This is a genomic window from Streptomyces roseochromogenus subsp. oscitans DS 12.976 (assembly GCF_000497445.1).
In the GTDB taxonomy this organism is placed as follows: domain Bacteria; phylum Actinomycetota; class Actinomycetes; order Streptomycetales; family Streptomycetaceae; genus Streptomyces; species Streptomyces oscitans.
In genome coordinates this window covers 3349032-3366347 of record NZ_CM002285.1, presented here as the reverse complement: position 1 = coordinate 3366347, position 17316 = coordinate 3349032, and the positions used below count along the sequence as shown (strand labels likewise).

Genomic DNA, 17316 nt, shown 5'->3' with positions numbered 1-17316 from the left:
CGGGTCGCCGCCGAGGCGGGCTGGCGTCTGCTGGTCCTCGCCGGCACCGTCTGGGTCCTGATGCGGGTCATCAGCGCGGTCCAGCTGGTGGTGTTCGCCTTCGTCATCGCCCTGCTCGTCACCGCGCTGCTGCAGCCGACGGTCGCCCGGCTCACCCGTCGCGGAGTGCCGCGCGGACCGGCCACCGCGCTCACCGCGATCAGCGGGTTCGTCGTCATAGGGCTGATGGGCTGGTTCGTGACCTGGCAGGTCATGGAGAACATCGACACGCTCTCCAACCAGATCCAGTCCGGCATCGACGACCTGCGCAACTGGCTGCTGAAGAGCCCCTTCCACGTCACCGACAAACAGATCAACCAGATCGCCAAGAACCTGCGCGAGGCGATCGGCGCCAACGCCGACCAGATAACGTCCGCGGGCCTGGAGGGAGTTCAGGTCATCGTCGAGACCCTCACCGGCATCCTGCTGGTGTTCTTCTCGACGCTGTTCCTGCTCTACGACGGCAAGCGCATCTGGGAGTGGTTCCTGAAACTGGTGCCCGCCGCGGCCCGCCCGGGCGTGGCCGGCGCCGGCCCGCGCGCCTGGCGCACCCTGACCGCCTACGTCCGCGGCACGGTCCTGGTCGCCCTGATCGACGCGACCTTCATCGGTATCGGCATCTACTTCCTGGACGTGCCGATGGCCGTCCCGCTGGCCGTGTTCATCTTCCTGTTCTCGTTCATCCCGCTCGTCGGCGCGGTCGCCTCCGGCGCGCTCGCGGTGATCGTGGCGCTGGTGACCCAGGGCGTCTTCACCGCTGTCATGACCCTGGTGGTCGTCCTCGCGGTCCAGCAGATCGAGGGCCACGTCCTGCAGCCGTTCATCCTGGGCCGCGCCGTCCGCGTCCACCCGCTCGCGGTCGTCCTCACGGTCGCGGCCGGCGGCATGGTGGCCGGCATCGGCGGCGCGGTGGTGGCCGTACCGCTGGTGGCGGTGACGAACACGGTGGTCGGGTACCTGCGCGTGTACTCCGAGGAACTGGCCATGAACCGGACCACACCGGCGGCGGAGTCCGCGGCGGTGCCCACGACCACCGGGGAACCGGAGCCGTCCGGCACGGAGACGGACGGCTAGCCCGTCACAGGGTGAGGTGCCCGCTGAATCCGGCCGTGCGGAAGGCCGGTGTCACGTCGGCCGCCATGACCTGGACCGCCGAGGCCAGGGGCGGTCGAGGGACATGCGAAGGCCCCTGCCCATCGGATGGGCAGGGGCCTTGATGCGCCGGAGCGGGTTACTCGGCCAGCACGGCCTCGGCGTCCAGTGTGACGCCGACGGCCTGAACCACGGAGGCGATCTTGAACGCCTCCTGGATCACGTCGCGCTCCACGCCGGCCTTGCGCAGCACCTGCTCGTGCGAGTCCAGGCACATGCCGCAGCCGTTGATCGCGGAGACCGCGAACGACCACAGCTCGAAGTCGGCCTTCTCGACGCCCGGGTTGCCGATGACGTTCATCCGCAGACCCGCGCGCAGGGTGCCGTACTCGTGGTCGGACAGCAGATGACGCGTCCGGTAGAAGACGTTGTTCATCGCCATCACCGCGGCGGCGGCCTTCGCGGCCGTGTATGCCTCGGGCGAGAGGTGAGCCTTCGCCTCCGGCTCCAGCTCACGCAGCACGATCGGGGAGCGCGAGGCGATGGCGGTCGCCAGCACCGTGCCCCACAGCTGTTGCGCGGGCAGTTCGGAGTTGCCTATGACCGAGCCCAGGTTGAGCTTGAGGTCCTTGGCGTAGTCCGGGACGCGGGACTTCAGCGAGTCGAGCGACATGGGTCACTCACCGGCCAGCAGCGCGACCGGGTCCAGAGTGTCCTCGCCCTTGCTCCAGTTGCAGGGGCACAGCTCGTCGGTCTGCAGGGCGTCCAGGACCCGCAGGACCTCCTTGGGGTTACGGCCCACGGAACCGGCGGTGACCATGGTGAACTGGATCTCGCGGTTCGGGTCGACGACGAAGACGGCACGCTGTGCGAAGCCGTCCTCGCCCTCGATGCCGAGGTCGCGCATCAGCTCGTGCTTGGAGTCGGCCATCATCGGGAACGGCAGGTCGGTCAGGTCCGGGTGGTCCTTGCGCCAGGCGTGGTGGACGAACTCGGAGTCACCGGAGAAGCCGAGGATCTGGGCGTCGCGGTCGGCGAACTCGTCGTTCAGCTTCCCGAACGCGGCGATCTCGGTCGGGCAGACGAAGGTGAAGTCCTTCGGCCATGCGAACACGACCAGCCACTTGCCCTCGTAGGACTTGTGGTGGATCTGCTCGAACTCCTTGCCCTTCTCCAGCGAGACGCAGGCGGTCAGTTCGAACTCGGGGAACTTGTCACCGACAGTGAGCACACGCTCTCCTTGCAGCGAAGAAACACCCCTTTTGGGGGAGTTTCCCGTATTGGGTTGGACGCTGCTGATGTTGGCACAGGGTGCATTGATTAGTGAAATAGCTACACTCGGTCGTGTTGATCGGAGGTAGCTATCAGTGACCATCAGTAACGGCAAGCGGAGGCAGCCGAGCCTCGCCCAGCTGCGTGCCTTCGCCGCCGTGGCCGAGCATCTGCACTTCCGGGACGCGGCGGCCGCCATCGGGATGAGCCAGCCCGCCCTGTCGGGTGCGGTCTCGGCACTGGAGGAGACCCTCGGGGTGACCCTTCTCGAGCGTACGACGCGCAGGGTGCTGCTCTCGCCCGCCGGTGAGCGCCTCGCGGTGCGGGCGAAGGCGGTGCTGGACGCGGTCGGGGCGCTGCTGGAGGAGGCCGAGGCGGTCCGGGCGCCGTTCACGGGCGCTCTGCGCCTCGGGGTGATCCCCACCGTCGCGCCGTACCTCCTGCCCGCCGTGCTGCGGCTGGTGCACGAGCGCTACCCGCACCTCGACCTCCAGGTGCACGAGGAGCAGACCGCCAGCCTGCTGGAGGGCCTGGGCTCCGGCCGTCTGGACCTGCTGTTGCTGGCAGTCCCGCTCGGTGTCCCCGGCGTCGTCGAACTCCCGCTGTTCGACGAGGACTTCGTGCTCGTCACCCCGCTCGACCACTGGCTCGGCGGCCGCGAGGGCATCCCGCGCGAGGCACTGAAGGAGCTGAACCTGCTGCTCCTGGACGAGGGCCACTGCCTGCGCGACCAGGCCCTGGACATCTGCCGGGAGGCGGGGCGGGAGGACGCGCCGGTGACCACGACGGCCGCCGGGCTGTCCACCCTCGTCCAGCTCGTCGCCGGCGGCCTCGGCTGCACGCTGCTGCCGCGCACGGCGCTGAAGCTGGAGACGGCCCGCAGCAGCCAGCTCCTCACCGGGTCCTTCGCCGAGCCCGCGCCGAGCCGTCGCGTCGCGTTCGCGATGCGGGCCGGAGCGGCGCGCTCCGCTGAGTACGAGGAGCTGGCCGCCGCTTTGCGCGAGGGGCTGGGTGCGTTGCCGGTACGGGTGCTGGACTAGCACTCCGGGGAGGGGGTTCCGGAGTGCTCGCGGCTGCGGGCCGGTGGGGGCTGGTCGCTCCCCCAAGTTCTCGGCTTCGCTCGAACCCGGGGGGACCCCCATCGCGGCGGAGCCGCACATCGGACACAGTCCCGCGCCCCTTGGTGGCGGCTGCGCCGCCTACTCCGTCCGCAGCCCCTCCGGGCGCATCATCCGGACCAGCGGCGGCAGGCTCAGCGCGGTGACCGTGAGGACCACCGCCGCGCCGGCGCCGGTCAGGGAGAGCACACTCGGCCAGTCCACGCCGACCGTCGCGCCCACCATCTTCAGCAGCACCGCGCCCAGCGTCAGTCCGACGGCCGAGGCGAGCAGCAGGCCCAGTGCGATCGGGATCGCGGTCTGCCAGAGCACCGACATGCTCAGCGTGCGTCGCCGGGTGCCGAAGGCGACCAGCGACGACAGCAGCTTCCTGCGTTCGCGCAGCTGCTCCAGCTGGGAGACCAGCAGGCTCGCGCCGATCAGCGCCAGTACACAGATGGCGCCGGCGAACGTACCGGTGCGGATGGAGGTGAACCGCTGGGACCGCTCGGTGGCCGACCACACGATCGCGTTCGCCAGCGGGTCGATCCGCGCGGCCGTGTTGCGGACGTGCTCGCTCGCGTCCGGCGCCGACATGTCCATCGAGAGGTACACGGATCCGGTCAGCGTGGCGCTCATCCGCTGGGACATGGCCGCCGGTGTCATCAGCACACGGCTCTCCTTGATCCCGGTGAGCCCGTCGAGCGCGCGGCCCCGCTTCAGGTCGCCCGGTACGGTCCACACGACGTCCGGGCCGCCGCCCGTGCCGTTGCTCGCGTCGAGGTGGAGCGTGCGGCCGGGCCGGGCGAGCTTCGTCACGTCGGCGTCCCGGTCCCCGCCGGTCACCGTGAAGACGTCCCCGTCGCGGCAGGCCGGCAGGTCGGCCACCGCACGCAGCGAGGCGCAGGTGCCGACGGTGAGGCCGACGGTGTTGTCCGGCCCCTTGCCGGGGCCGAAGCGCCCGTCGCCCAGGTCGGTGCTGCCCAGCGAGACGGCCTTCCGTACGCCCTCGGTCGTGGCGAACTTCTCGGCGGCCGGGAGGAAGGGAACACCCTGGGGCAGGCTGACCTGCATCTGCACCCGGTCGGTGTCCTTCGCGGTGGACCTGGTGTAGTCCCCCTCGACGCCCGCGAACAACATCTGCATCGCGATCGCCCCGGCCACCGCGACCGCGATGCCGTTCACCATGCGCGCCGCCGTACCGCTGTTCAACTGCAGCCTTCGTACGGCCAGTTGCCAGGCGATGCCGCCCCGGCCCAGCCGGGCCACGACGGCCTCGACGACCCACGGCAGCAGCGCGGTGACGCCGACGAGCAGCAGCAGGACGCCGCCGATCACCAGGTACTCGTTGAAGTTGCCGTTGTTCCGGCCCTGTCCGACCATCGGCGTGAGACACGCCAGTCCGCCCAGTGGCAGCAGCAGCCGCCACCACAGCCGGCGGCGCGTGGGCTTGGCCGTACGGACCACGCCCAGCGGCTCGATGACCACCCCGCGCAGCGCGAACAGCGTGACCAGCACCGCCGCCGCCGGAACGGCGATCGCGACCAGGGCGGCCAGCGCGGGCGAGGGGTTGAGGTAGCTGGGGAAGACACTGATGCCCACGATCTCGACCGAGCCCGCGAGCTCACGGCCGAGCAGGAAGAAGGCGGTGCCGAAGACCAGCCCGACGAGCGCTCCGGCGAGTGCCTCGCCCGCCGCGATCCGCCGGGTCATACGGCTGTCGGAGCCCACCAGCCGCAGCGCGGCCAGCCTGCGGTCGCGCCGCTCGCCGCCGAACCGTACGGCCGTGGCGATGAACACGGCGACCGGCATCAGCAGCACCGCGAAGACGACCAGCACCAGCAGGATCAGGACCGGGTCCATCGGATCGGTCGAGGACGATGTGTCCGGGCGCCCGAACTCGGTGATCCGGGCCGTCCGGTAGGTGTCGATGCGCGAGGCCAGGTTCGTCGCGCCCGCGTAATAGGCGAGCTCCTGCGAACCGACGAGCCCGCTCTCACTGATCGTCCCGGCGATCCGGTACGGCAGCCGCTCGCGCAGCAGCTTGCCCTCACCGGAGCCGAGCAGATCCTTCAGCGCGGGCGAGACGACCATCTCGCCCGGCGCCGGGTACGTCGACAGGCCCGGGGCGAGCGGTGCCCGCGGCCCCTCGGGCTCCACCAGCCGGCCGCGGACGTCCTTGCCGTGGTACGTCGTGTCGGCGTGGGAGATCACCAGGGTGTTCGCGGCCTTCGCCCGGTGCGGGCCGTAGGTGAAGTCCTGACGGGCCTCGTTGCGCTGGTCCCGTACCGCCAGCGCGTTCGGGATCGCGGTCGTCAGCAGCAGCAGCGCCACGCCCAGGCCGACGCCGACCGCCGTCAGCAGCATCCGGATCCAGCCCTCGCGCCCGCCGGTGACGGCGAACCGGACCCCCATGCCGAGATCCCGGGTCCATTGACGGGGATTCACAGTGCGCGCTCCATGTCCCGCGACTTGCCGTCGCGTACGACGATCTCCCGGTCGGAGTAGGCGGCCACCCGGGCCTCGTGCGTGACCAGGACGACGGCCGCGTTGGTGGAGCGGGCCGCGTCGGTCAGCAGCTCCATCACGCGCTCTCCGTTGAGGGAGTCGAGCGCGCCGGTCGGCTCGTCGGCGAACACCACGCGGGGCCCGGTGACCAGCGACCGCGCCACCGCGACGCGCTGCCCCTGGCCGCCGGAGACCTCGCCGGGCCGCTTGCCCTTGAGGTCGTCCACCTCCAGGCGCTGCATCCAGGCGAGCGCGGCCTGCTCGGCCTGCTTGCGGGAGGCGCCGTTCAGCCGGAGCGGGAGGGCCACGTTCTCCACGCAGGTCAACTCCGGGACGAGCTGGCCGAACTGGAAGACGAAGCCGAACTCGGACCGGCGCAGGGCGCTGCGCTCGGCGTCGTTCATGCCGGACAGTTCGCGGCCGTCGTAGGTGATGGACCCGGAGTCGGGCGGCACGATGCCGGCGAGGCAGTGCAGCAGGGTCGACTTGCCGGAGCCGGAGGGGCCCATCACGGCGACGACCTCGCCGGGGTGGATGGAGAACTCGGCGCCGTCGAGCGCGACGGTGGGGCCGTAGGCCTTGCACAGGTTCTCGGCGGTGAGCAGGGAGCCGGCAGGGGGAGGAGTCACTTGGCCACCGCCTCACGGAGCTTGTCGAGGCGCGCGGCGGTGAGTTCCAGCCAGCGCAGGTCGGCCTCCAGGTGGAACAGCGCGTGGTCGCAGATCAGCTGGTCCGCGAGATCGCCCTTGCGCTTGCGGTCGGTCAGGATCCGCATGCTGCGCAGGTGCTCGGCGCGCTGGGTGTCGAGGATGTCGGCCGCGTTCCGGTGGGTCAGCAGCGCGAGGACGACCTTGGTGTACAGGGTCGACTGGAGGTATTCCTCGGGCTTCTCCGGGGTCGCGAGCCAGCGCTCGACGTCGGTGATGCCGGCGTCGGTGATGGCGTACCGCTTCCGCTCGGGGCCGCCGCCGGCCTCGATGCCGTCGACCTCCACGTGGCCGTGCTTCAGCAGCCGGGACATCGTGGAGTAGACCTGGCCGTAGTGCAGCGGCCGGTCGTGACCGAACTTCTCGTCGAAGGCCCGCTTCAGGTCGTAACCGTGCCGCGGGCCGGACTCCAGGAGCCCCAGGAGAGTGTGACCGATGGACATACCGAGCACTCTACACACGATGTATACGCCGCATGTATACGCAGGGTGTGGAGATCATGGCGCGCGGTACGGCAGTGCAGGTGGGAGCCGATTGTCACGGTTCCGAAACAGGTGGTCGGCCCCTGCGCGGCAGTGGACCGGCGTCCCTCGGCAGCCGCCCCGCGTCCGCCAGCGCCTTGCGCAACAGGAACTCGATCTGCGCGTTGGCCGAGCGCAGTTCGTCCCCGGCCCACCGCGCCAGCGCCTCGTAGACGGACGGGTCGAGCCGCAGCAGCACCTGCTTGCGCTGCTGCGGCCGTCGCTTCGGAGCCTCGGAAGGGTCCGTCACTGGTAGAGGGTCCCGGTGTTGAGGACCGGCTGCGGGGCCCGGTCCCCGCACAGCACGACCATCAGGTTGGACACCATCGCCGCCTTCCGTTCCTCGTCCAGTTCCACGATGTCGGCCTCGGCGATCCGGGCGAGTGCCGCCTCGACCATGCCGACCGCGCCGTCCACGATCTGCCGCCGCGCGGCCACGACCGCCCCCGCCTGCTGCCGCTGGAGCATCGCCGAGGCGATCTCGGGAGCGTACGCGAGATGCGTGAAGCGGGACTCGATGATCTCCACTCCGGCCGCCTCCACCCGCACCTGCAGCTCGACGGCCAGCTTCTCGGTGATCTCCTCGGCGTTGCCGCGCAGCGACAGGCCGTCCTCGTCGTGGGCGTCGTAGGGGTACTCGATCGCGATGTGCCGGACGGCCGTCTCGGTCTGCGTGGCGACGAACTCGGCGAAGTCGTCCACCTCGAACGTGGCCTGCGCGGTGTCCTGGACCTTCCAGACCACGACCGCGGCCAGCTCGATCGGGTTGCCGTAGGCGTCGTTGACCTTCAGGACGGCGGTCTCGTGGTTGCGCACGCGGGTGGAGATCCGGGTCCGCGAGGTGAAGGGATTCACCCAGCGCAGGCCGTCCTGCCGGATCGTGCCCCGGTAGCGCCCGAAGAGCTGGACGACCCGGGCCTCGCCGGGCGCGACCGTGTTCAGGCCGCGCACCGAGATGACGCCGGCGAGGAAGATGACGACGCCCGCGACGATGAGTCCGGCCTTGGCGCCGGCGGCGGAGACGGTGGAGGCGGTGATGAACAGGGCGACGCCCGCGCCGAGCCCGAGCAGGCCGAGCAGCAGGGCGAGCCCCCCGCCGATGCTGTGCGCGGTGAACTCGCGCACCCGCGGCGCGGGCATCTCGGGTATGTCGGCGGTGACGGCCGGGTCGTGTGCGGACATGGGTGGTCCCCGTTTCTCATGGGGCCTGCCGCGGCAGGCCTAGCTTGCCTCTATCTAAGTGATATCACTTTTACACCCCAAGGCAACCCTCTGGCCCCCAGGATCGTCGGTTCCCTCGGAGCAGGTGCTGATTGTCACGTCCGTAAAAGAACGGATCGGGCGTCCTTTGTCATATAGACGGGTGTTAGTTTTCGGAGCTGACCCCGAGAGGAAGCGAGCGTAGGGACCGATGGGACGAGCGGAAGAGAGACGAGCGCGACAGCGCGGTGGCCACCGCGCGGCGCCCAAGCGCCACCGCTCCGCGCCCACGGCGGCCACCCCGGCCGACGGCAGGCCCGGCAGGCCCCCCAAGGGCCGAAGCGGCAAACCTCCCAAGGGCCGAATACGCCGGCTGTTCACCTGGAAGAAAATCCTCGGGACGTTCTTCACGCTCTGCCTGCTGGTGATCGCCGCCTTCATCGGGCTCTACCTGTACGTGGACATCCCGGCGGGCAACGCCGACGCCCAGTTGCAGAGCAACATCTACAAGTACAGCGACGGCACGATGCTCACCCGCACCGGCTACCTCAACCGTGAGAGCGTCGACCTCAGCGAAGTCCCCAAAGACGTCCAGCGCACCTTCGTCGCGGCCGAGAACAAGAACTTCTACCACGACGCCGGCGTCGACCTGCAGGGCACCGCCCGCGGCATCCTCAACACCGTCATGGGGCGCGGCACACAGGGCGGTTCGACGATCACCCAGCAGTACGTCAAGAACTACTACCTGGACCAGAACCAGACCGTCACGCGCAAGCTGAAGGAACTGGTCATCTCGCTGAAGCTGGACCGCCAGAAGTCCAAGGACTACATCCTCGCGGGCTACATCAACACCAGCTACTACGGCCGCGGCGCCTACGGCATCCAGGCCGCGGCACAGGCGTACTACCACAAGGACGCCAAGAACCTCACCGTCGAGGAGGGCGCCTACCTCGCGGCGCTGCTCCAGGCGCCGAACCAGTACGACTGGGCGATCGCCAGCGACACGGGCAAGAAGTTCGCGCAGGCCCGCTGGAACTACGTCCTGGACAACATGGTCAAGCAGAACTGGCTGGATGCGAGCAAGCGCCAGGCCATGAAGTTCGAGGTCCCCAAGGCGCCCAAGGCGGCGCCCGGCATGAAGGGCCAGACCGGCTACCTGGTGGACGCGGCCAACGCGCAGCTGGAGAAGCAGCTGGTCGCCCAGGGCAAGGCCAACTCCCTCGGTGACGCCGAGGCGTTGGTCAAAAAGGGCGGTTGGACCATCACGCTCAATATCGACAGGAAGAAGCAGCGCGAGCTGGAGCAGGCCGTCAAGGAGCAGCTGACCAGCAAGCTGGACGCGAAGAAGCGCTCCGTCGATGGCGACGTCCAGCCGGGTGCCGCGTCCGTCGACCCGAAGACGGGCAAGGTGCTCGCCATGTACGGCGGCGCGGACTACTTCCAGCACTACACCAACAACGCGACCCGCCGCGACTACCAGCCCGCCTCCACCTTCAAGCCGGTGATCCTGGCCGCGGCTCTGGCCGAGGGCGCCCAGACGCAGGACGGCCAGCCCATCACGGCGAGCACGATCTACGACGGCACCAGCGGCCGCCAGGTCGTGGACCACGGCAGCAAGGTCGGCTTCGGCCCGCCGAACGAGGACAAGCAGGACTACGGCCCCATCACCGTCCAGACGGCCATGAACCAGTCCGTCAACTCCGTCTTCGCGCAGATGGGCGTCGACGTGGGCATGGACAAGGTGATGTCCGTGGCCGGCAAGCTCGGCATGGACACCAAGGGCATGGAGGCGGTCCCCGCACAGACGCTGGGCTCCATGGGCGCGAGCCCCCTGGAGATGGCCGGCATCTATGCGACCCTCGCCAACCACGGCGAGAAGGTCACCCCGGCGATCATCAAGTCGGCCGACCACAAGGACAGCAGTGTCACCCTGCCGGACCCGATCGGCGACCAGGTGATCCCCCGCGAGGCCGCCGACACGGTCACCTCGGTGCTCACCGGCGTGGTCGACGACGGTACGGCCAGGGACTCGGTGGCGAAGAACCCGGCGCGCGACGGCCAGCAGGTCGCCGGCAAGACGGGTACGTCCGACAACAACAAGTCGGCCTGGTTCACCGGCTACACGCCCGGCCTGGTCACCTCGGTCGGCCTGTTCGGCGAGTCCGCCAAGTCCCACGCCCAGGTTCCGCTGACTGGTGCGACGGGCCTCATCTCGGGCAGCGGCCGTATCAACGGTGGTACCTACCCGGCGAAGATCTGGGCCGCCTACACCTTCGAGGCGATGGGCGACGTCACCAAGTTCGACCTGAACACCACGCAGGGCGCGGCCGTCCAGCCGAGCTACACGCCGATGCCGTCCTCGACGCCGTCCCACAGCCCGTCGCACACACCGTCCAGCACGCCGTCGACCTCCACGTCGCCGTCCCACAGCCCGTCGCACGCACCGACGCAGTCGCCCACGCAGTCGCCGACGCAGTCCCCCACACAGTCGCCGACGCAGTCGCCGACGGGCGGGATCTCGGACAACCCGATCGACCCCGGCGGCGGACAGAACTTCGGCCAGTAGGAGCGCTTCGGTCAGCAGAGCGCATACGCGAAGGGCGCCCGGGACCCCCCGGGCGCCCTTCGCGTCGTAGATCCAAAAGAGCGGCTGGATCCAAAGGAGCGGCTCAGCTCCGGTTCAGCTCGAACCAGACCACCTTGCCCGTGCTCAGCCGGGTCGCGCCCCAGCGCCGGGCCAGCCTGTTGACCAGGTACAGGCCGCGCCCGCCCTCGTCCGTGGCCCGCGCCTGGCGCAGCCGGGGCAGTTGCGGCACGTCGTCGCCGACCTCGCAGCGCAGCACGTCCGTGCGCAGCAGCCGGAGCGTCACCGGCCGGGACGCGTACCGTACGGCGTTCGTCACGACCTCGCTGACCAGCAGCTCCACCGAGTCCGACAGATCCTCCAGATCCCAGCGGGCGAGCGCGCGCCGGGCCAGCCGGCGGGCCTGCCCGGGGGCCGTCTCCTCCGGCTCCAGCCGCCAGAACGCGACATCGCTCGGCGCGATCCCGTCGAAGCGGGCCGCGAGCAGCGCGATGTCGTCGTCCCGGTCGCCCGGTCCGAGCATGTCCAGGACCTCGTCGCACAGGGCTTCCAGCGGCGGCGGATGGTCGGGGCCGGTCAACTGGGCGGTCGCGGCGAGCTTTTCCCGCAGCTGCTCTATGCCGGTCCACACGTCCCGCAGCCGGGACTCCACCAGGCCGTCGGTGTAGAGGAGCAGCGTGGCCCCGGCGGGCGCGTCCAGCTCGACCGCCTCGAAGTCGACCCCGCCGACCCCGATGGGCGCGCCCGGCGGCACCCGCAGCACCTCGGCCCGGCCGCCCAGATGCAGCAGCACGGGCGGCGGATGGCCGGCGTTGGCGATGGTGATGCGGTGCGTGACCGGGTCGTAGACGGCGTAGAGACAGGTCGCCATGCGGTCGGTGCCGAGCCGCTGTGCCTGCTCGTCCAGGTGGTGCAGCACCTCCTGCGGCGGCAGATCGAGCCCGGCCAGGGTCTGCGCGGTGGTGCGCAGCTGGCCCATGATCGCCGCCGAGGTCATGGAGTGCCCCATGACGTCGCCGACGACCAGGGCCACCCGGCTGCCCGGCAGCGGGATCGCGTCGTACCAGTCGCCGCCCACCCGCGCGGTCTCGGCGGCCGGCAGATAGCGCGAGGCCAGCCGCACCCCGGTCGGGCGGGGCAGGGTCTCGGGCAGCATGGTGCGCTGCAGCTCGTCGGCGATGTACGCCTCCCGGCCGTACAGCACCGCCTTGTCGATGCCGAGCGCGCTGTGCGTCGCCAGCTGGGCCGCCACCAGCAGGTCGTCGGCCTCGAACGCGAGCCGCTCCGGGCGGCGCAGGAACAGCGCCGCGCCGATCACCCGGCGCCGGCCGCGCAGCGGCGCGAGGATCGCGTGCTGCCCAGACGGTACGACCGTCTCGGCGCCCTCGCCGAGCAGCTCGGGCAGCGCGGCCCGGGCGGCGGGCGCGTCCGCGAACACCGGCCGCACCCCGCGCAGCACCTCGTTCAGCGCGCCACCGGGGCGCACCTCGCACAGCTCGGTGGTCAGGGAGGACAGCTCGGCCAGCGCGCTCGGCTCCGGCTCCTGCTCGAAGGCGGGCGGCAGCAGCACCCCGTCGGTGTCCCGCTCCTCCGGTATCCGGTCGGTACGGCGCAGTCGCAGCACCACGGGCCCGGTGGGCCGCTCGTCGCCGACCGGCAGCGGGTCGCGCAGATAGACCAGGATCGCGTCCGAGAACGTCGGCACGGTCGCCCGGCACAGGCCCATCACGATCTCGTCCAGATCGAGGCCGCGCGCGATCCGCCGGGTGGCCGCGCCCACGAATCTCAGCCGGTCCCCGTCGCGCCGCATCGGCGTCGGCCGGCCCGGCGGCAGGGGGCGCCCGGTACGGCGCTCCTGACCGCCCGGCGCCCGCTCCTGCTCGGCGCCGGGCTGCGGCGGAATGCCCTCCGGTGCGGGGCGCGGACGGTGTGCGCCGGGCTCGGCGGCGGCGGGCTGGGAGTGCTCGGGGCCGTTGACTGGGTGCTCCTTCCCCTTGTTCCCCTTGCCGCAGGGCGCGGTCGTCCCCGGGCCGGAGGGCGTGCCGTCGGTCCGGGCCTGGACCGGTAAGGCGGCGGACCCGCCGAGCTGCTTCGGGGTATGCCGGAGCGCCCCGCGGCCCTCCGCGGGGTCGGCGCCCTGAGGGCGCTCGAAGGAGGTGGGCTGCTCCGTCACGCGTGTCGCATCCATCCGTACGGCACTGCGCGCCGGGCGCGCAGTTGCTCCCGCAGAAGTCCCGATACCCGCAATACGTGCCCCAGGAACGGAATTGCCGCGAGCTCAGAGGTTTCTGTGCCGCCTCCGATCGCGGTGGTTACGCCGTCGTACCCCTCGCTCACGTGCTGCCGCCCCTCGGTGACGTTCGGTCAGGCCCGGCGTATGCTCCGGGAGTTGCGCTTGTGCGCCCTTGCGGAGGACGATCCTACGTTTTATGCCCGGGGGCGCATCAAGGGTCTCATGAGGACACGTGCGCGGGCGTTCGGTCCCAGTCCTCGGGGAGAGAAGGTACCGCCCAGGACGGATCCGGGCGCCAGTGCTGCCAGCCGTCCGCGAACGGCGACCCCCAGGCCTCGATCACCTCCACCGCGTCCCGCCCGGCCGCCCGGACCCGTTCGGCGGTGGCCGCGTCCATCAGCCCGTCCCGCTGGGCCTGCGCGAACTCGTCCTCGTCACGCCAGTGCCAACTACGGTCGGGGTGCACGGCGATGTCCAGGAAGTAGTCCTCGGAGTCCACCCCGCCCGCCCAACGGGCCAGGGGCTGCTCAAGGTTGACGTACCAGTTCTTGAACCGCCAGCCCGGCTCCCAGAACAGCCACACCGACCAGGGTCGGCCGGGCTGGGCCAGCTTCAGCACGCCCGTGCCGAACCAGCCGTCCCGCTGCACCGTGCGCGGCTTGGTGTAGCGGGACCGCAGCGGCTCCAGATGTACGGGCGTGCCGTCGGCCAGGGCCGGCTTCATGCACTCGGTGCCGGGTGCCAGCCACACCGCGAGCAGATCCTCGTCGTCGCGTACGACGGTGACGGGCCGGGCGATGTGGAAGTGCTCGCCGGCGTTCTCCCGGTAGCGCCACAGGATCCCGGTCCCGGGGGTCCAGTGCGTCGCAGGTCCCGCGTCCACGCGTGTCATCGCTCCGTCGTCCGTCATGGACAGATATTAGGTGCCGCAGGCATACGACGCTGCGGCGCACACCACGGTTCCGCGCGGCCAGGCGGTCGGTGGCCGGAAATGTTCGCTCGCGGTTACGGACGCGTCATCCGCAGGACATCCAGCGCCTCGTCGAGCTGCTCCAGCGTCAGATCGCCGCGCTCCACGTACCCGCCCTCCAGCACGACCTGCTGGATCGTCTTGCGCTCCGCGAGGGACTTCTTGGCGACCTTCGCGGCCTCCTCGTAGCCGATGTACTTGTTGAGCGGGGTGACCACGGACGGGGAGGACTCGGCGTACTCGCGGGTCCGCTCCCGGTCCGCGGTGATGCCGTCGACCGTCCGGTCGGCCAGCAGCCGCGAGATATTGGCGAGCAGCCGGATCGATTCGAGCACGTTCTTGGCGATGACCGGGAGCATGACGTTCAGCTCGAAGTTCCCGGCGGCTCCGGCGGTGGCGATGGTGGCGTCGTTCCCGACGACCTGCGCGGCGACCATCAACACGGCTTCCGGTACGACCGGGTTGACCTTGCCCGGCATGATGGACGACCCCGGCTGCAGATCGGGCAGCCGGATCTCGGCGAGCCCGGTGCGCGGCCCGGAGGACATCCAGCGCAGATCGTTGGCGATCTTCGTCAGCCCGGCCGCGATGGTCCGCAGCTGCCCGCTGGTCTCCACGATCCCGTCCCGGGCGCCCTGCGCCTCGAAGTGGTCGCGGGCCTCGGTGAGCGGCAGCCCGGTGGTACGGGCGACCTCCTGGATGACGGCGGCGGAGAAACCGGGCGGGGTGTTGATGCCGGTGCCGACGGCGGTGCCGCCCAGCGGCAGCTCGGCGAGGCGGGGGAGGGAGGCCTCGAGCCGCTCGATGCCGTACCGCACCTGGGCCGCGTACCCGCCGAACTCCTGGCCGAGGGTCACGGGCGTGGCGTCCATCAGATGCGTCCGCCCGGACTTCACGACATCGGCGAACTCCTCGGACTTGCGGGCCAGGGAGTCGGCGAGGTGCTCCAGCGCCGGGATCAGGTCGTGCGTGACGGCCGCGGTGGCGGCGATGTGGATCGATGACGGGAACACGTCGTTGGACGACTGCGAGGCGTTGACGTGGTCGTTGGGGTGTACGTCCCGGCCGAGCCGTTCGCTCGCCAGGGTCGCGATGACCTCGTTGGTGTTCATGTTGGACGAGGTCCCGGACCCGGTCTGGAAGACGTCCACCGGGAAGTGCTCGTCCCACGTCCCCTCGACGACCTCCGCCGCGGCCTCCTGGATCGCCTCGGCCACCTCCTTGTCCAGCACGCCGAGTTCTGCGTTCACCTTCGCCGCGGCCGCCTTGATCCGGGCCAGCGCCTCGATGTGCGCCCGTTCGAGCCGCTGCCCGGACACGGGGAAGTTCTCCACGGCGCGCTGCGTCTGCGCCCGCCACTTGGCATGGGCCGGGACCCGGACCTCGCCCATCGAGTCGTGCTCGATCCGGTACCGCGGCTCTTCCGTCGTCATCGTCGTACCTCCGAAAAAGTGAGCACATGTCGCCGCATGTGTATTCCCTATGGGACTACCCGCCAGTAAATACCCGGGGTAATACCTGCTTCGGGGAGGCGTCATGCACCGCTTCAGATCCAGGATCAGAGGGACGGCCGTCGCTGTCGCGGCGGCCGCCACCGTGTTCGCGGGCCTCACGGCCCCCGCCGCCCACGCGGCCCCGACCGCCACCGCGCTGCCGCCCGACCTGGAGCGCGTCCGCGCCGCCGAGGCCACGGCCCTCTACGGCGACCCGGCCGAGCGGCCCCTGGCCGACCGCAAGAGCGCCCTGATCTCCCTCGGCGACAGCGAGATCTCCGGCGAGGGCGTCGGCACCTACGAGGCCGGCACCGACGGCCCCGACAACTGGTGCCACCGCTCGCCCGACTCCGCCATCCACCGCACCGGCATCCCCGCGGACGTCACCTACAACGTCGCCTGTTCGGGTGCCTCCACCGGCAACATCCGTATCGGCGGCAGCAAGCAGTACGCCGACGAACTCGTGCAGAGCGACAGCCTCGCCATCAAGGCCCGCAACACCCGGATCAAGATGATCGTGCTGGTCATCGGCGCCAACGACGACCTCCAGTTCGGCCCCGTCATGACCGACTGCGTCACTCGCTACGTCACCCTCCAGGGCCCCTGCCAGCCGAAATACGACCCCGGCTGGCAGGCCCGAGTCGACGGGCTGGTCCCGAAGGTGGAGGCGACCGTCGCCGACCTGAAGACGGTCATGCGCGACGCGGGCTACGGCGACGGCGACTACAAGCTCGTCCTCATGGGCTATCCGAGCCCGATCGGCCCCGACATCCACGACAACCCGAACTTCCCGGGCAAGCTGGCGGGCGGCTGCATGGGCTACGACTCCGACGCCGCCTGGGGCCGGAACACCGCCGTCCCGCTCTTCGAACGCGGGATGCGCGAGGCCGCCGAGCAGAGCGGCGCGTACTACCTCGACGACTCCCGGCTCTTCCACGGCCACGAGGTCTGCATGGAGGACACCTGGGCGCGCGGCCTGTACATCGACCTCACCAACCCCTTCCCGCCCGACTCCAACTCGGTACGGCAGTCCTTCCACCCCAACTACCGGGGCCACGGCGCCTTCGCGTCCTGCCTGACGCAGTTCTACGACTCCGGCTACCGCGAGGCGGGCTGCGCCGACCCGGCGAGCACCGGCAGCCCGAAGCTGTACCCGGGCGCCTGGGACGACGCGTTCCGCCCGCTGACGGACCAGGCCACGGGTAACTGCCTGGACGCGTCGGGAGGTTCGAGCGCGAACGCCACGGAGGTGCTCGGCTGGGACTGCCACGGCGGCCGCAACCAGGGCTGGTGGTACGACCCCGGGCAGCGCTCCTTCCATCTGGAGCTGACCCACGACCGGTGCCTGGATGTACCGGGTGCGTCCTACACCGCCGGCACCGGCCTGATCATCTGGAACTGCCACGGCGGCACCAACCAGCAGTTCGTCCGGGAGGCGGGAACGATACGGCCGGCGGCGGCACCGGCGCTGTGCCTCACCCAGGCGGCGGCGAGAGACCGGGTCCGGCTGCAGACCTGCGACGGCTCGGCGGCCCAGCACTTCAGCTGACCGACCACCACCCGACCGGGTCGGCCGAGAAGTGATCCGCTGCCCGCTTCC

The 17316-nt window shown here is 70.6% G+C and carries 14 protein-coding genes; 4 read left to right on the top strand and 10 right to left on the bottom strand.

Annotated elements, in window-relative coordinates:
- On the top strand, positions 1 to 1113 hold a 1113-nt coding region (locus M878_RS64235), incomplete at its 5' end, for an AI-2E family transporter (RefSeq protein WP_023547064.1).
- Between the two features lie 157 nt (positions 1114 to 1270).
- Here M878_RS64235 and M878_RS64230 read toward each other — a convergent pair.
- Positions 1271 to 1804 (bottom strand): alkyl hydroperoxide reductase, encoded by a 534-nt coding sequence (locus M878_RS64230; RefSeq protein ID WP_023547063.1) that lies wholly within the window; start codon positions 1802 to 1804, stop codon positions 1271 to 1273.
- Positions 1805 to 1807: 3 nt separating this feature from the next.
- Positions 1808 to 2362 (bottom strand): peroxiredoxin, encoded by a 555-nt coding sequence (locus tag M878_RS64225; RefSeq protein WP_023547062.1) that lies wholly within the window; start codon positions 2360 to 2362, stop codon positions 1808 to 1810.
- A gap of 136 nt (positions 2363 to 2498) precedes the next feature.
- Between M878_RS64225 and M878_RS64220 the strand changes: the two genes are divergently transcribed.
- Positions 2499 to 3443, top strand: a complete 945-nt coding sequence (locus tag M878_RS64220) for a LysR substrate-binding domain-containing protein (RefSeq protein WP_023547061.1) — start codon at positions 2499 to 2501, stop codon at positions 3441 to 3443.
- A gap of 159 nt (positions 3444 to 3602) precedes the next feature.
- On the opposite strand, the gene M878_RS64215 is transcribed toward M878_RS64220, so the two are convergent.
- The 5 genes from M878_RS64215 to M878_RS64195 form a co-directional block, all read right to left on the bottom strand.
- Positions 3603 to 5948, bottom strand: coding sequence for an ABC transporter permease (locus M878_RS64215; protein WP_031224943.1), 2346 nt, complete (start codon positions 5946 to 5948; stop codon positions 3603 to 3605).
- Positions 5945 to 6637, bottom strand: coding sequence for an ABC transporter ATP-binding protein (locus M878_RS64210; protein ID WP_023547059.1), 693 nt, complete (start codon positions 6635 to 6637; stop codon positions 5945 to 5947). Before M878_RS64210 ends, M878_RS64215 begins: the two co-directional genes overlap by 4 nt.
- Complete coding sequence (locus M878_RS64205) at positions 6634 to 7158, bottom strand: PadR family transcriptional regulator (RefSeq protein WP_023547058.1); 525 nt, start codon at positions 7156 to 7158, stop codon at positions 6634 to 6636. Before M878_RS64205 ends, M878_RS64210 begins: the two co-directional genes overlap by 4 nt.
- 94 nt (positions 7159 to 7252) lie before the next feature.
- On the bottom strand, positions 7253 to 7486 hold the full coding sequence (locus M878_RS64200) for a type II toxin-antitoxin system antitoxin (RefSeq protein WP_023547057.1): 234 nt from the start codon (positions 7484 to 7486) through the stop codon (positions 7253 to 7255).
- Entirely contained in the window at positions 7483 to 8418 is a 936-nt protein-coding gene (locus tag M878_RS64195) for an SPFH domain-containing protein (RefSeq protein ID WP_023547056.1), read from the bottom strand. Before M878_RS64195 ends, M878_RS64200 begins: the two co-directional genes overlap by 4 nt.
- Before the next feature lie 229 nt (positions 8419 to 8647).
- On the opposite strand from M878_RS64195, the gene M878_RS64190 reads away from it, so the two are divergent.
- The gene (locus M878_RS64190) at positions 8648 to 11002 is read left to right on the top strand and encodes a transglycosylase domain-containing protein (protein WP_023547055.1); all 2355 of its coding nucleotides are present in this window, start codon (positions 8648 to 8650) and stop codon (positions 11000 to 11002) included.
- Between the two features lie 103 nt (positions 11003 to 11105).
- On the opposite strand, the gene M878_RS64185 is transcribed toward M878_RS64190, so the two are convergent.
- The 3 genes from M878_RS64185 to M878_RS64175 form a co-directional block, all read right to left on the bottom strand.
- Positions 11106 to 13208, bottom strand: a complete 2103-nt coding sequence (locus M878_RS64185; RefSeq protein ID WP_023547054.1) for a SpoIIE family protein phosphatase — start codon at positions 13206 to 13208, stop codon at positions 11106 to 11108.
- A gap of 265 nt (positions 13209 to 13473) precedes the next feature.
- On the bottom strand, positions 13474 to 14163 hold the full coding sequence (fomD, locus tag M878_RS64180) for a cytidylyl-2-hydroxypropylphosphonate hydrolase (RefSeq protein WP_209445525.1): 690 nt from the start codon (positions 14161 to 14163) through the stop codon (positions 13474 to 13476).
- A 95-nt stretch (positions 14164 to 14258) separates the two neighbouring features.
- Positions 14259 to 15656, bottom strand: coding sequence for a class II fumarate hydratase (locus M878_RS64175; RefSeq protein WP_023547052.1), 1398 nt, complete (start codon positions 15654 to 15656; stop codon positions 14259 to 14261).
- Positions 15657 to 15759: 103 nt separating this feature from the next.
- On the opposite strand from M878_RS64175, the gene M878_RS64170 reads away from it, so the two are divergent.
- Positions 15760 to 17265 carry a ricin-type beta-trefoil lectin domain protein gene (locus tag M878_RS64170; protein ID WP_023547051.1) on the top strand — a complete coding sequence of 502 codons (1506 nt, stop codon included), beginning with the start codon at positions 15760 to 15762 and terminating at the stop codon, positions 17263 to 17265.
- Positions 17266 to 17316: the final 51 nt, after the last annotated feature.